This is a genomic window from Pyrinomonas methylaliphatogenes, assembly GCF_000820845.2.
In the GTDB taxonomy this organism is placed as follows: domain Bacteria; phylum Acidobacteriota; class Blastocatellia; order Pyrinomonadales; family Pyrinomonadaceae; genus Pyrinomonas; species Pyrinomonas methylaliphatogenes.
In genome coordinates this window covers 56,353-70,785 of record NZ_CBXV010000003.1, presented here as the reverse complement: position 1 = coordinate 70,785, position 14,433 = coordinate 56,353, and the positions used below count along the sequence as shown (strand labels likewise).

The 14,433-nt window shown below is 60.9% G+C and carries 8 protein-coding genes; all 8 read right to left on the bottom strand.

Annotated features, from left to right (window positions below; translation table 11 throughout):
- Positions 1-19: 19 nt before the first annotated feature.
- The 8 genes from PYK22_RS03785 to PYK22_RS03750 all read right to left on the bottom strand — a co-directional run bounded on the left by PYK22_RS03785 (position 20) and on the right by PYK22_RS03750 (position 14,360).
- On the bottom strand, positions 20-2,230 hold the full coding sequence (locus PYK22_RS03785; RefSeq protein ID WP_060635309.1) for a glucosidase family protein: 2,211 nt from the start codon (positions 2,228-2,230) through the stop codon (positions 20-22).
- 54 nt (positions 2,231-2,284) lie between these two features.
- Complete coding sequence (locus PYK22_RS03780; RefSeq protein ID WP_162199785.1) at positions 2,285-5,098, bottom strand: glycoside hydrolase family 38 N-terminal domain-containing protein; 2,814 nt, start codon at positions 5,096-5,098, stop codon at positions 2,285-2,287.
- Between the two features lie 85 nt (positions 5,099-5,183).
- Positions 5,184-8,219 carry a TonB-dependent receptor gene (locus PYK22_RS03775; protein WP_162199784.1) on the bottom strand — a complete coding sequence of 1,012 codons (3,036 nt, stop codon included), beginning with the start codon at positions 8,217-8,219 and terminating at the stop codon, positions 5,184-5,186.
- Positions 8,220-8,272: 53 nt separating this feature from the next.
- Positions 8,273-9,319, bottom strand: coding sequence for a sugar ABC transporter substrate-binding protein (locus PYK22_RS03770; RefSeq protein ID WP_083437581.1), 1,047 nt, complete (start codon positions 9,317-9,319; stop codon positions 8,273-8,275).
- Positions 9,320-9,333: 14 nt separating this feature from the next.
- A complete protein-coding gene (locus PYK22_RS03765; RefSeq protein WP_041974636.1) occupies positions 9,334-10,125 on the bottom strand; it encodes an SDR family NAD(P)-dependent oxidoreductase in 792 nt (263 codons plus the stop codon).
- 36 nt (positions 10,126-10,161) lie between these two features.
- A complete protein-coding gene (locus PYK22_RS03760; protein WP_041974633.1) occupies positions 10,162-12,075 on the bottom strand; it encodes a sodium:solute symporter family transporter in 1,914 nt (637 codons plus the stop codon).
- A gap of 71 nt (positions 12,076-12,146) precedes the next feature.
- Positions 12,147-13,028 carry an alpha/beta hydrolase gene (locus tag PYK22_RS03755; protein ID WP_060635308.1) on the bottom strand — a complete coding sequence of 294 codons (882 nt, stop codon included), beginning with the start codon at positions 13,026-13,028 and terminating at the stop codon, positions 12,147-12,149.
- An 84-nt stretch (positions 13,029-13,112) separates the two neighbouring features.
- Positions 13,113-14,360: an ROK family transcriptional regulator gene (locus PYK22_RS03750; RefSeq protein ID WP_083437580.1), complete on the bottom strand. Its 1,248-nt coding sequence runs from the start codon at positions 14,358-14,360 to the stop codon at positions 13,113-13,115.
- Positions 14,361-14,433 lie beyond the last annotated feature (73 nt).

The following is a 14,433-nucleotide window of genomic DNA, read 5'->3' as shown; positions in this document are numbered from 1 at the left end:
CCAAATTCAACGAGCACGCTCAGATCCGTTCAAGGCCGCGCCGCGAAGCGAGATAAAGCTTCCCTTGATAAGGCAGATTACGCAGCTCGGCACGCGGGTCGAACGAGGCGAAATTCGGTTCGGCGGAGATTTCGCCAAATAGACCGGCCCGTATGCCGAAGAGCGATTCGACGATCGGTTCGAGATACGCGCAGCCCGAGACGCAAGCCCAATCGTTGATGTATGGCGGATCCGACGGCGCCTTGCGCGCGCCCCCACCAGCTTCCGGCGCAAAGGCGGTTTCGGCAAAGTGCGCTTGCGCGATCGGTCCTTGCCCAGCGCTCGAGGCCAACCCGCGCATCCATTCTACGGCCAGATCGGCCCGCCCGGCTCGATAGAGCGCGCTCAAAGCGAGCGCGGGCCACGCCGCATACGCTCCGGTCCATTGATGATCGGGGCGGATGCTGAAGGTGACATCCGTGTCGCGCGTCGAAAGCGCGCGCATCCACGTCGGCGTCTGTAATTCGCGGCGGAAGAACTGGACCATCTCGCTTTTCTGCTGTGAACTCAAGTCGTCGCCGATCGAGGTCAACACCGTGCCGAAATCATAACAGTGCCGCACTTCGTGGTAAGAGCCATCGGGCAAACGACAACGCCAGATGCCTTCTCCCGGCACGTAGAGTTCGAGCACGCGCCGCACAAGATCAACCGCCTCTGCGCTCATCGCGCGCGCTTGTCCCGTTTCGCCGCGCGCGGCAAGCAGTTCCGCCGCGAAACGCAAGTTGTAGACGTTCGCCGCGTTCAAACTCGCCACTTCATGAACGTAGTTGCTCACAGCCTCGAGCAGATTCGAGATGCCACCGTAATCAGCCAACCCGTGGCCGTTCACGTCGAGCGCGCGCCAATGTCTGGCGTACGCGATGAGACGATCGATCACGCGCTCGCCAGCGACCCGTTTGTCGAGCCACGCGCGATCGCCGCTCCAACGCAAGTATTCGCGCGCCATCCGGCACATCGCAAAATCGTTCACCGAATACCATGGACCGACGCCCGCGCCGGTCAGATATTCGGTGCCGAAATGCTTGTGAACGTCGAGCTGCATCCACGTCTCGATCATGCGCCGCAAAACGGCAGGATCGAGCATCGCCAGCAACATCGCGCTCAACGAGATGTCCCACAAAAAGGTGGTCGTCTGCCAGTAGCGCGGCGCGAGCGTCACATAGGTGCGCCCATAGATCGAATGGGGCGTCGTGCGCTTGAAGAAAAGCGCGCTCATCGCCGCCATGTGATAGAGCCGGCGAATGGCTCCCTCCGAAGTGACGAGCGTGGGCAGATGGCCCGAGAAACGCGCATTGTTCGGCGTGAAAGCGGATGCAAGCTCTTCATCCCACTCTTTGCGCACGCGCACAGCTTCGCGCTCGAAGTTGTGGGCCAGCTCATCGAAAGAGCGCCGGACCGCCCTTTCGTCCCCGCCGATCGCGTTGACGAATGTGATCGTGCGCCGCTCGCCGGGCGCTAGATTTAAACGGTAGACGAGCCAGGCGGGGCGCACTTCGTCGGCGCGCGGATAGGCTCCCTGCATGGCGTAAGCCGCCGTGCGACGCGACTTGAAGAGGATGGCGCCGCGCTCGGTGTCTACCAGATGCTCGTTGTCAAATTCGCCGGGAGAGTAAGCCTGATCCCATGGCGCGACGCTTTTTGTGACGCCGCCGCGCAAGCCGAGCCTTAATTCGAGGCCCTGCCGCGCGCGCCCGATATTCTCCACCGTGAAGGCGACGGCGACGGCCATCCGTTCGAACGGCACGATCATCGCACTCGATAGTTGGAAATCGCGGTAACGCGCGCGCCGCTCGATGCGATCCGGTCGCCAAACGAATTCGATCGGAAGGCCGAGCGACGCGAAATATTCGCCATCCACGTAGAGGAAGCCGGTGACGATTTCGCCCGTCGCCCCCGCTGGCGCCGTATTCTGCTCGCCTTGCGCGTAAGGCGGGAAAGAGATGTTCCGTATGCCGACTGGATCGAACGCCGCCTGCGCGCAGCCCCACTGGTTCGTCAATCCCGGCAGATTGAACAGGTCGCCGAAGCGATGGACCATCGCCACGCTGCGTAGATCTTCGACCGTCGGGATGGCAGCAGCGTGAGCATCCTTGGCGCTTCTTCGCTGAAAACTCGACGCATCGGCGAGCAACGGCACCGCCGCGGTTCCGGCAACTGTCAATTTGAGGAAATCTCTGCGCGATCTTCGCATGGTCGTTAAAAGTCCGCTCAAGCCCCGCCGGTCCAGCACTCGCCCGCGAGATGTTTACGGCCTGGCGATTGCCATCTCCACAGTGACGATCTCGTAGGGTCCCAGTTCGACGGTCAAAGGATTCGTTTGAACCGACGCTTGAATCACGCGATCTTCGTCTAAGCTGAGGACGCGCGCCGCGTTCAATCCGACCGGCAATGACACTCGAACGCGCGTCCTTCGCCCGGCGATCTCCTGCAAGCGCAGGATGAACGTGCGATTGGCCTGGGGCGCGAGCGGAGTGCTCGTCACCATGCCTGAAAGATCGTTCGTGCTCGATGGTTTGATCGCCAGGATCAGAACGTTCGACTGGTCCACCCCGAAAAGGCTCCGCTTCGCCTCTTCCGGCACGGCTGGGATGTAGACGGCTCGCAGCGGCACGTTCAGCTCCCAGCCGAAGCGCGCGCTCGCCACCGGATCGAATTGTGCGAACGAAGCTAACGAATAGTCGAAAAGGTAGCGGTGGCCCAACCCCGGCTCGACCGTTTCGATGTTCGCCACTCCCACATCTTCCGTATCGCTCTGCGTGCCGTAGCGGAAAGCTTTCGCGAACAGCGTCGCCCGCTCGAGCGGCCATTTGCCCGTGAAGATCGCCGGAAAGGCTTGTTCGCTCGAGGCGCGTGCGGTTCTCACATACCCATGAAAGACGAAATGGAAAGATTGGCGATGGGCGAGCGCGAGCGCGCCCCTTTTATCGCTCAAAGCGATGACGTGTTGTGAAGTGACGCCGTCACGCCGCGCGCCCGGCAGATAGTCGTCCGGCAGGCGCAGAAAACCGCGCTGCCCCTCCGGCCTTATGACGAGCGAGGACGCATCGAGCGCGAACGGGAAGACGAAGAAGTACGAATCGTGCCACGTCTTCCCGTTGGCGACGAAAGGCAGACGCGAAGCATCGATCTCGTTTCGCAGATCGAGGCGATCGAGGTCGTCATAAAGCGTAATCACTGTGCGCGGGAAGGCTGAACGCGGGCGCTCGATGATCGCGCGCTTGATCACCGCCCCGCGTTCGACGCGCACCTGCGGCGCGAGCGGCAAAGCGATCATCGAAGGCTCATCGCCTTCGGTTCGCAGAAGGTAATTGAAAGGGAGCTCGCTTGCGCCGTCAACGAGTTCGCGCCGCTGCGCTAGCGAAAAGATGCTCTGAATAGTCCCATCGGCGCGCACGCGCACGCGGTAATGCTGGCTTTCCAATGTATCCTCTGTCGTTTCGCTCTTAAGCGTGGGAACGGGCGCGCCAGGAGCTACTTCGATCCGAAAGATTTTGTAACCGACGGATGGGACATCGTGCGCGATGAAAAGGGCTCGACCGCGTTCATCTATGTCGAAGGCGACCGCGCGCCGCTCCGCCTCGTCATAGATAGCGACGATGCGCTTCCCCTCTTCCGGCGGCGCCGCTTCGACTAGATCCGTGCGCGCCCACGAAAGCGGATTGTAGACGAGCAAGTGCCAGCTCTCCGCCCGTCGCTCCGCCCTCATCGGAGCGGAAAGCAACCGCAGGCCGTCTTCGAAAAGCGAGTGCAATTCAGCGCGCGCGCGCGTCAAATAAGCGACATACTGCCGATTCTGCTCCTGCAAGGCGGCGAACGAGTTCAGCTTCGGCCAGCCCGTGTTCCCGGCTCCGCTGTGTTCATCATAGGTGAACATCAGATCGTAAAGGATGGAAAAGTTGCCGACCGGATGGGGCACTGGCCGAGTCATCGCCACGGCGCTCCAAAGGGTCTCCGCGGCAGGCGTCCAATCGTGCGCCGCGCGCGCGAGCGCGCTAAGCTGCGGCGAATGCGTCTTGGCTTCGGACCAGAGACCGGACCACTCGCCGCGGTAGGTCGGAAGTCGCGCGCCGTACTTGCTCTCGATGTAGCGGAAGAATTCAGGCGGTGTCGCGATCTTCAATCGCGGCGATTTGCGCGCGCCGTTCCACAGGCGGACGGCGCGTTCGAGGTTGGCGACATTGCTCGGCTCGAGAAAGTCGTGCGCGTACATGACGAGCACGGCATCGTACGGGTAACCGGCCTCCGCGTAACGCTTGAGCAACGCGCTCACGCCCTCTTCCATGATTTGGAGCGGAGCCTTCGCCGCCCCGTGTGGGTTGAACATCTCGTACGGCGTCTTGCCCGTGTACGGATCGCGCGTGAACGGGTCGAGGTAGTAATCGGTCAGAGCTTCCGTGTAACCGCCCCGCGCCGTCTGGCTGACCCAAGTGAGCACGCGCGCGCCATCCGGCCCTTCCCAGTAGAAAGGGACGCGCCCCGGAGCGAGCGAAGTGCCACCCAGGCCGATCCCCAGATTGGCTCCGACCAGCAGATAACGCACGCCGCTCGCGCTGAGCACCGAAGGGAGACTCATCGGATGGCCCGGAACATCATCCATCACCGCAAGTTCGGTCGTGATCCCGTAAGCGCGCTTGAGTTTGACGTAGTCATAACAGAGCCGGTTGAGCTCCTCGACCCCCATAAAATCGGTGTGCATGCTGCCCCACACGGCGGAAAGGGCGAGACGTCCGCTTTTGATCAAGTTGATGAGCGCAGCGATTCGCGCCTCATCCTTAGGGAGCACGGAAGTCGGAGCCTTGGCGCGTTTTAACCACTCGTTGACCTGCCACACGCTCTCGATGGTCCAGCGAAAGTCCGGATCCGCTTGCGCGACGCGAATGACCTCGGAGATGTGGCGTGCGGCGCGTTCGCGCACCGCTTCAGGGGGCTCGACGAACCCGAAATCGTAGTGGCTCGTCGGTACGATGTAAACGGTCCTGATCGAAGAGGCCGCGCGCGCCTGTGCGCCGGCGATCAACAGCAAAACGGCGCAGATGCCTCCGCAGACCCCTCTCAACATCCCGGCCATCCTTTTCGGAAAGCTGGCAGATCTTCGCTCCACCATGAGGCGTTTCCTTCCAGTTCGCGCCTTTTGCGGCCGAACCTCAAAAGATCAAACGCAACGCGAGCTGGACCTGACGCGGCCCACCGGCTCCTAAGAGTCCGCCAAGTTCGTTCCCTACGGTCTGAAAACTTTGACCGAAGGAGGCGGTCGGGACCAAACTGTTCTTGATCGGATCGCGCTGCAGACCGCTGAAGGGCAGCGCGAAGTTCGGATGATTGAAGACGTTGAAGGCCTCGGCGCGAAACTGCAAACTCGTCCTTTCGGTCAACGCGAAGTTCTTGAACAAAGAGAGATCGACTTGCGCGAAACCGGGGCCGCGCAACGCGTTGCGTCCGAGGCTGCCGTACTGCCCCGGAGGAGGCGCGGCGAAGGCCGCTGGATTGAACTGCCGATCTGGCAACCTGTAATCGGGCGGGCGGATCGGCACGCCCGGAATCAGATTCGGGCGCAGACTCCCGCCAAACAACCCGCCCGTCACCGTCACGTTGACCGGAAGCCCTGAACGCATCTGCGTGATGCTGTTTAGCTGCCAACCATCGGCTATCGCCCGCGGCAGACCGCTTATCAGGCGACGGAGCGAGGGCACCTCGTAGGTCAAATCGAACGTGAAGTTGTGCCTGATATCATGATCTCCGCTGGCGCGATCGGCCCGCAGGTTGTTGTTGTTCTGATAATCCTTGAAGAATCCGATGGCATCGTCTATCTCATGCCCCCACGTGTAGTTGAAGTTGAAGCCGAGGCCGCGCGCTAAGCGGCGCTTGAAGGTCGCTTGTAGAGCGTGATAGTTCGATTGCGGGTAACCGGCGATGATGAAGATATCGCCGAGCGTCGGGATCGGACGCGCTAAAGTGAACGGATCCGCTCGATTGATGTTCAAGGCCGTGATGCTCGATCCGGCGGTCAACTTCAATACGTGATTGCCGACATAGCCGACCTGCAGCACGCCGATCTTCAGATCCTGTTGTATGTTGAGCGACCACTGCTCGGCATACGGCGTGCGCAAGTGCGGATCGATCGCGTTGATCGCCTTCGATGATGGCGGCGCGAGCGCGAAGACGCGCGGATCCAACGGAAAAGAGAGCGGAAAACCGCCGAAGAAGGCATCGAAGACGTTGACCGTCAAATTCGGATAGGTGTTGTTCTGCGGCGAACCGAAGCTCGCGGGCAACTCCTGATTGTAAAAGATGCCGAAACCGGCCCGCAGCACCGTCCGTTGCGTTCCGAACAGATCCCACGCCAGACCGACGCGCGGCCCGAAGTTGTTCAGATCAGGATCATGTACGCGCGCGCCGATTGGCGTATAGGTGCGTGTCCGAAGATCGAAATTCTGCAGGCGCCCGTACTGCTCGCGACTCGGCGTGCTCACGTCGTAGCGCAAGCCGAGATTGAGCGTCAGGCGCGGGTGCACCTTCCAATCATCCTGCACGAAGAAAGAGAAGTTCTCGTTGCGATAGCCGAGCGTCGGATGGCCGATCCGCTGCGCGATGAACGGAGCGTTGTTGGCGAAATCATCCACGCTGAAGAAGATGAGCGTATCCTGCTGGTCCACGCGCGCAGCCCGCCTGTTCAAGCGGATGTCCGTCCCGAATTTAAGCGAATGATTGCCGCGCACGACGCTCAACGTATCGAGGAATTGAACGACCGTCGTCGCACGGAACTGGCTGAAGAGAGCCGGGCCGGGACCGGCGATCGCCGCGTCGGCGAAAGTGAAGTTGAAGATCGGAAGGCTCATGTCGCCGCCCTGCGGATAGGTCACGTTGCGATTCAAACCGACGGCAAACTCGTTGACCTTGCTCCCCGAAAAAGTATGCGTATGAGAGAACTTGAAAAGCTGAACGCGCAAAGAGCCGGGCGCGATCTGATCTTTGGCGATCCCGTAAGGCGTGATCGTCTCCGAATCGTCGATATTATAGCGCAAGCTGAACTGGTCCCGTTCGCTCAGATGATAATCGAGTTTGACCGATCCCGTGTCTTCGCGCAATCGGCGCGTTTCGATCTTCGTGAAGAGCCCCAACCGCGGGTCTGATGGCGAAAGAGGACCATTCGGCAACGGGAGCTTAGCGAGCACGGGCGCGAGCGCCGGTTTGAAAGTCGCGCGAAAGGCCTGTGTCGGCACGAGCCCTTGAAGCACCGTCCCTTGACTCTGCCTCACGCCCTCATAGTTCGCGAAGAAGAAGAGGCGATCGCGCACCAGCGGGCCGCTCAGATTGCCGCCGAACTGGTTGAGACGGAACTTAGTCTTGCCGACGCCGCGCGCGTTGGCGAAGAAATCGTTGGCATCGAGCCGGTCGTGGCGAAAATATTCGAAGAGCCCGCCGTGAAGATCGTTCGTGCCCGATTTGGTGATCGGATTGATAATCGCCCCAATCGCTTGTCCGTACTGCGCCGAGTAGGTCTGCTCCAAAACCTGCACCTCTTGGATGCTGTCCATGCTGATGCGATTGACGCGCGCATCTATCCGCCCGAGCGTGTTCGAGATGCCGTTCAGATCGCCGCGCCCGGCATCTATTCCGTCAACCAACACGCTCTGTCCGAACCACGTCGGCACGCCGTTGATGCTCGTTTGGAAGAAATTCCCCGTTTGCACCGAACCCGGCACGGTCGCTAGAAGCAAGGTAAAATCGCGCCCGTTGACCGGCAGATTCTCGACGCGCTCCGTCCCGATCGTGTCGCCGATGGTCGTCGTCTCGGTATCGACTCGCGTCTGGTCGGCAACGGTGACGCTTGCGCTCACCTCACCAACCGGCAATGTGACATCGACGCGCGCCCGTTCGCCCACGGCGAGCGGAAGATCGCTCACCTCGGTCGTCTTGAAGCCGCTTGCGGAGACTTCGATCTTATATCGCCCGGTTGGCAAGACGGGCACTTCGTACCGACCATCGCGATCGGTCGTGACGATCTCGGTCGCGCTGGTCCCCACGTTCGTGACGCGCACGGTCGCGCCCGGAACGACCGCCCCTCGCTCATCGCGCACAATGCCCGTGAGCGAGCCGCTGTTCGATTGCGCCACGCCTGTCGCCGACCAACCGAACATAAGGAGCGATAAGCTTGCTATGAAAATCGTTCGCCGTCTCATTTCGAACCTCCAGCAGCACATCCTTAGAGTGAGTAACGTGCGAGGTGTCGCCTTCATTCACGAGCGCATTCGCGCGCAACAGGCAACGCGCTGATCGCCTTGAAATCGGGCGTCCAGGCGCCATCCATCAACGGATAAAAGTGCGGCAATAGCTCAGGCGTCATCGGAAGCGTCGGGATCTGGTCGCGACGGGCGAGCTTCTCGCCGTTAATTAAGCGCATGAGATCGTCTACGCACCTGACGGCAACATATTCGGGAAACATCGCCGCGCTCACCTTGAGCGCGCCGCGCTCCATCAACCACCTCTTCTCCTCGTCGCCAGCTAAACCGAAAGCCGCCACCGCCACCCTTTCCGCATCGCCGCCAGCATCTAGATACCCTTGATAAGCGCCATGCGCCGTCTCATCGTCCATCGCGAAGATCAGATCTATCTCCGGATGCTCCTGGACGATGCGCCTAGCTTCGCGCCGGGCGACGATCGGATTGCCCTCGCCGTTCACCCGCGCGACAAGTCGCACGTCGGGTTGGACCGAGCGCAAACCGTCCAAGAAACCTTCGCTGCGCAACAGACAGGGGCGCAAGGTCGGCAAAGCGACATCGAGCAGATTGAGCGGTCCGCTCGCTCCCCTGATGTTTTCGCCAACCCAGCGCCCCAAAGCGACGCCAGCGTCGTAATCGCAAATCGCCACGAGCGTCTTCATCCCTTCGAGCGGGTTGGCTTCGACGACGACTTCGATGCCGCGCTCTTCGGCCAGCTTTAAGATCTCTTCGGGTCCGCTGGTCGCCGCAGGCGTCAAGATCAACCCATCGACCTCATCGAGGAACGCCCGCGCCTCTTCGATCTGACGCGCGACGCTCAGATGCGCATCCGCGATCAGCAACTCCGCGCCGTACTGCGCGGCGCGCCGTCGCATCACTTCCATCAAGATCTGGTACCAGATGTGAAAACTGTAGTTGACCAAATACCCGATGCGACGCGGGGCTGGTCGCGCGAGCGGAACGGGCGGTAACGCACGAAGCGCGCGATCCAATCCCGGCGGCGGGTTGTACACTGCGGGCGTCGGTTCAAAGACCTCTCGATCGTTTTCGGAAGATTTCATCGTGACCTCCTCCTTCAGGACTCCGTTACAACGCGCGGCGCGCCGCCGATCAAAGTCAGCAATCCCCCATCGACGGTCCAGACCGCGCCCGTGACGAACGAAGCGCTCTCGTGCGCGAGGAAGACGACCACCGCAGCGACCTCCTCGGGACGCGCGATGCGCCCGATCGGATGCATGGCCCGGCAAGCTTCGAGGACGGATGGCGGATCCGGATCGAGCGATGCGGCCCAGTGCAGCATTGGCGTATCGACCGTCCCCGGGCAGACGGCATTGACGCGCACCCCCTCACCGGCAAAATCCATCGCCATCGAGCGCGTCAATCCGATCAGAGCATGTTTGCTCACGGTGTAAGCGAAGACGTTGCGCTGGCTGGCCAGAGCCTGGACCGAAGCGACGTTGACGATCGCGCCACCACGCCCGCGCATGAATGGGAGACAAGCCCGCGCTGCATACCAAGCGCCGTTCAAGTTGATGTTGAGCACTTCGGCCCATTGCTCGTCGCTCGTAGTGAGCGCCGTCCCGTAACGCTGAATGCCAGCGCTCGTCACCAGGATGTCAATCGGACCATAGCGCTCGCTCGCGTCGTGAATCGCGCGCTCGACCTCCGCAGCGCGGGCGACATCCACGCGATAGAATCGCGCCTCCCCTCCCCGCTTGACGATTCCCGCAGCGACTTCAGCGCCCCCCGCCTCATCCACATCGAGGACGGCGACCTTCGCGCCGCGCATCGCGAACATCTCGACGGCGGCGCGACCGATCCCAGAAGCGCCACCTGTGACAACAGCCACTCTATTTGAAAATTCCATCCCCGCTCCTTTAGAAAGATCAGTCACCGATTGGGATCACCCGGCTGGAGCTACGGGCTCCCTGGCGTCAAATCTCGCTTCTTCGCTCGCCCGCGAATCTTCCGGCAATGGCAGGTGCTTGTACCAAGTGAAGTAAAGCGCGACGCACAAGATCGAAACGATCGTGAAACAAAGGATCGCCGATAGATGCGCGTGCAAAACGAGATAGAGCGCGCCGACGTAAAGAGCCGTGACGGCAACTAACGCCAAGATCGTATTGAGCGCTTCGCGCGCGACCGAAGTCTCCCGCCGAAAATTTGGATCGGACGAGATCACGAGCTTATGAACCGGCCCCCACGCGCCCGCCGGCTGCACCTTACGATAAAAATCCACCAAGGTCGCTTCATCCGTAGGGGCGGTCGCCAGAGTGACGACGATCGTTACGATGGCTGAAGCCGCGGCGATGAGTGGGAAACTCACATACAGAGGCGTCTGCACATCATAAGAAGCATCCCTCAGCGCCTGAAGCAGCGACAAGACCATCCCGCTCGTCACTCCAGCGGCATATCCCCAACCGTTGAGTCGCCACCAGTACCAACGCAAAACGTTCGGCGGAAGGATGCCAGCGGCGAGCGTGCCGAAGATCCAAATGAAAGCGGCGTTGATCGAAGCGCCGAAATACGCGATCGTCAATCCGACGACGATCAGCAAGGACGAAGCGAGATAACTGATCAGGATCAGCCTTCGCGAATCAGCTCGCGGGTCGATATAACGCTGATAGACGTCTTTGACCAAATAGGCCGCGCCGCCGTTGACCGTCGAACTGAAGGTGGCGAGAAAACCCGATAGCAGCGCGGCGAGGATGAAGCCGACCAATCCGGTCGGCAACATCGCGCCGATGATCACCGGCAAGGCCGTTTCCGGATCCTTTTTCAACATCGCATCTAAAGTCGGATCGCCAACGCCCATGATCGCCATCACGGCGATCGCCATCGCAAACGGCCAACGCACCGTGTGGATGGCGCCCCACAGAGCGCCAAGCTTCGAGGCGTCGCGCGCGTCACGCGCCGCCAAGAAACGCTGAAAATCGTAGAGCTGCTCGGGGCCGCTCAAGCAGAGCAACAATCCCTTGGCCACCCATACGGCGACGAGCGCTCCGAACAGCGAATAATCGGTCCCCCCCGAGATAACCCCCTGTAACTCATCCGGACGCCACGCCGGCCTCAAGGAGATCCACCCGGCGGGGATGCGCGCGGCGAATCTTTCGGCGTCGAAGTGACCATAGCCGATTACGGCAAAGGCGATCGCGCCGACGCTCAAGACGATCGTCTGCAACACCTCGACGCGCACGATCCCATGAAAACCGCCGACGACGACATACAATCCGGTCACGCCGAGAATCAACACGGCGCAGATGAATGGCGAAAACGGAAGAAAGACCGCGCCGAATTTCCCCATCCCGATCGCGCCATAGCCCAATAGCGCGGCGATCGTCAAAACGGCAAAGAGCGTGTAGGAAAGGCGCGCCAGGTCGCCCGCACGCCCGCGCCCAAAGCGCGTGTACATCCACTCGGCTCCCGTCAATACGCAGCTCCGCCGGATCCATTTGCCCATATAGGAGAGATAGAAGGCCGTGATCGGGAAGCCCCACAGCCAATGAACCCACATCCCCTTGAGCCCTAGGACGATGAAGGTTGAAACGATCCACATCGTCCCCGTGATGTCGAAATAGGAAGAAGAGCCCGACATCGCCAACGCCCACCAGGGGAGCTGCCGACCGCCTAAAAAATAGGCGGACATGCCGCGCGCGGCGCGCCGCTTCATCGCCAGGCCAATGCCCATGATCGCCGCCAGATAGGCGACGACGATCGCTTGATCGATGAACGAAAGCTTCATTGAACCTCTTCCCCACGCCCCTTCGTTGGCGGCGGAAACAAAATCCGCGCGCGGCAACTCGTCAGCTTCGCTCACAACTTTGTCAAGAGCGATGATAAAGTCTTACTAGCACACCAACGCCAGCCTTGTCAATCGCTTTTTTTTCGTCACCGCGCGAAACGGCAACCGGCGTCCGTCCGCTCAGCGACCAAAGAGAGCACCTCTCTTATCCGTCGGTCCCAATACGACCACTCATGCCCTCCCGGAAGCTGAACGTATTCGTGTGGGATCTTGCGCTCGAGCAGGAGCGCGGCCCATTCGCGATTGGCATGAAGGAAGCCATCCTCCGTGCCGCAGTCGAGATAGAGGAACGGGAGCGCGGCCAGTTTCGTCGCGGGCATCTCTCGCACTAGTCTGTAGAGATCATTAGCTCGGCGGGTTGGGCTATCAGGCGGACCGAAGGCGCGCCTGATCGAAGGGCGCAAGAAATCCCAAGCGAAGCCGGGCGTGGCGTCGGAACGCGACGCGGCATCGAGCGCGCCGCTCATCGAGGCCGCAACCGAGAAGAGGTCCGGATATTTCAAACCGAATTTCAACGCACCATATCCGCCCATCGAAAGGCCGGCGATCGCGCGCCCGCGCCGGTCGCGAAGCGTGCGAAAGCGCTGATCGACATCCGGAATCAACTCTTGAACGATGTAACTTTCGTACTTCTCGTCGGGCGCCGTCGCGCTATCCGTATACCAACTGTCATCCCCTTCCGGCATGACGATGATGAGACGATAGCGCGAGGCGTATTCGGCCAGATTCGTGCGCGTCAACCAGTCATTGTGATTTCCGGCGAGTCCGTGCAGGAGGTAGAGGACGGGATAGCGAAGGTTCGTCCGGTCATAATCGGCGGGCAAGATGACGTTGTAAGGCAGGACCTTTCTGACCAAATTGCTCTGTAGTTGAACTGTCAGGACGCGCGTTTGCGATTGAACGCTCCCAAGTAAGAGCCACAGAAGCGCAAAGGCCGCGCGCGCGACGGCGGCATGGCGCTTGATCATACGGGGAATTCCTCTCTTTCGCTCGAGTTGAAGTGCCGTATTCGAACTTTATCATCCTTGCAGATAAAGCTCAAAAGCGGGCCCTCATCGCCCGGCGACCTTGGCCGGTAGCTTGATGCGGGGCGTCACCGCGCGCTTCAACGCATCGAACCGCTGCGCGGGATGGAAGCAGTGCTGCAACGCGATCGGGATCGCGCCGAAGAGGCTTGGACGTTGCACGCTGGCGGGCCGGATGTTGAGGTTAATGCGCGATGGGAGAATGTATCGGCTCTGCACTTTCTCGCGGATGAGCGGACCGATGATCTGCCATGCGCCGGCAATCTCTCCGCCGATGACGATCGTCTCAGGGCTCAATCCATGCGCGAGGTTGGCGATCCCCTCGCCCAAGTAAGCGGCGGTCGCGCGAAGCGTTTCGAGCGCCGCCTGATCGCCCTGCTGGGCTAGCGAGATAAGATCCGTGACGGAACCGATGGACGTTCCGGTGACGGCTCGGTATCTAGTCAGCGTCGCGCGATTCGAGGCGAGCGTTTCCCAGCAACCGCGCCGCCCGCACGAGCAGAGCGGCCCATTGGGATCCAGGCTCATGTGTCCGAACCCGCCGAGTCCGACGCGCGAACCGACATGAAGTTCGCCGTTGATGATCAACCCCGTCCCGAGTCCTTCGACGACGAGGACGAAAAGGAGCGTCCGCACGCCGACCTCTTCGAGCGGCCCATACCAAAGTTCGGCAAAAGCCGCCGCATTCGCGTCGTTTTCGACATAGACCGGATAGCCGAGCTCTTCCTCTAGAATGGCGCGCACCGGGATATCTTTCCATCCGAGATTTGGCGAGATCACCAGCGTCCCCTCATCGCGATCGATCAAGCCCGGGATGCTCACGCCGACCGCTTTGAAGCGCGTGCGGGCATATTGCGCGCCGATCAGATCTTTGATCTCGCCGGCCAACGAGCGCAAAAAGGCTTCCGGCTCCCCTTTAGTCAGCATCGCCCGTTGGGTCAGCAGACGGCCATTGAAATCGCTCACCGCATAGACCGAATCACGCACGCCGATGTCGATCGCGATGACGTACGCGCTTTCCGCATTGACGTAAAGATATTTCGGCGGTCTCCCTCCGCTCGATGGCCCGGCGACGCCCTCATAGACGAGTTTCTCGCGAATCAAACGGTTGACGATCGCCGAAACGGTTCCGGCGCGCAGGCCCGTTGCTTTGGCGATTTCAGCGCGCGAGATGGGCTGCCGTTCGCGAATCAGATGGAGGAAGACCGTTTGATTGATATCGCGCACATCGCGCAGACCGACCATGTGCAGTTTACGATTATCCGCTCTTTTCATCACTCGCTCCTTTGCGCCTTGACGCGAGCCCTTTTGCGCTCCGGGGGACTCGGCTCCATCAGCGCTCGACTGA

Bases quoted from the DNA above. Each gene is read 5' to 3' on its own strand.
- PYK22_RS03785 (WP_060635309.1), bottom strand. From the start codon at position 2,230: ATGCGAAGATCGCGCAGAGATTTCCTCAAATTGACAGTTGCCGGAACC.
- PYK22_RS03780 (WP_162199785.1), bottom strand. From the start codon at position 5,098: ATGTTGAGAGGGGTCTGCGGAGGCATCTGCGCCGTTTTGCTGTTGATC.
- PYK22_RS03775 (WP_162199784.1), bottom strand. From the start codon at position 8,219: ATGAGACGGCGAACGATTTTCATAGCAAGCTTATCGCTCCTTATGTTC.
- PYK22_RS03755 (WP_060635308.1), bottom strand. From the start codon at position 13,028: ATGATCAAGCGCCATGCCGCCGTCGCGCGCGCGGCCTTTGCGCTTCTG.
- PYK22_RS03770 (WP_083437581.1), bottom strand. From the start codon at position 9,319: ATGAAATCTTCCGAAAACGATCGAGAGGTCTTTGAACCGACGCCCGCA.
- PYK22_RS03750 (WP_083437580.1), bottom strand. From the start codon at position 14,360: ATGAAAAGAGCGGATAATCGTAAACTGCACATGGTCGGTCTGCGCGAT.
- PYK22_RS03765 (WP_041974636.1), bottom strand. From the start codon at position 10,125: ATGGAATTTTCAAATAGAGTGGCTGTTGTCACAGGTGGCGCTTCTGGG.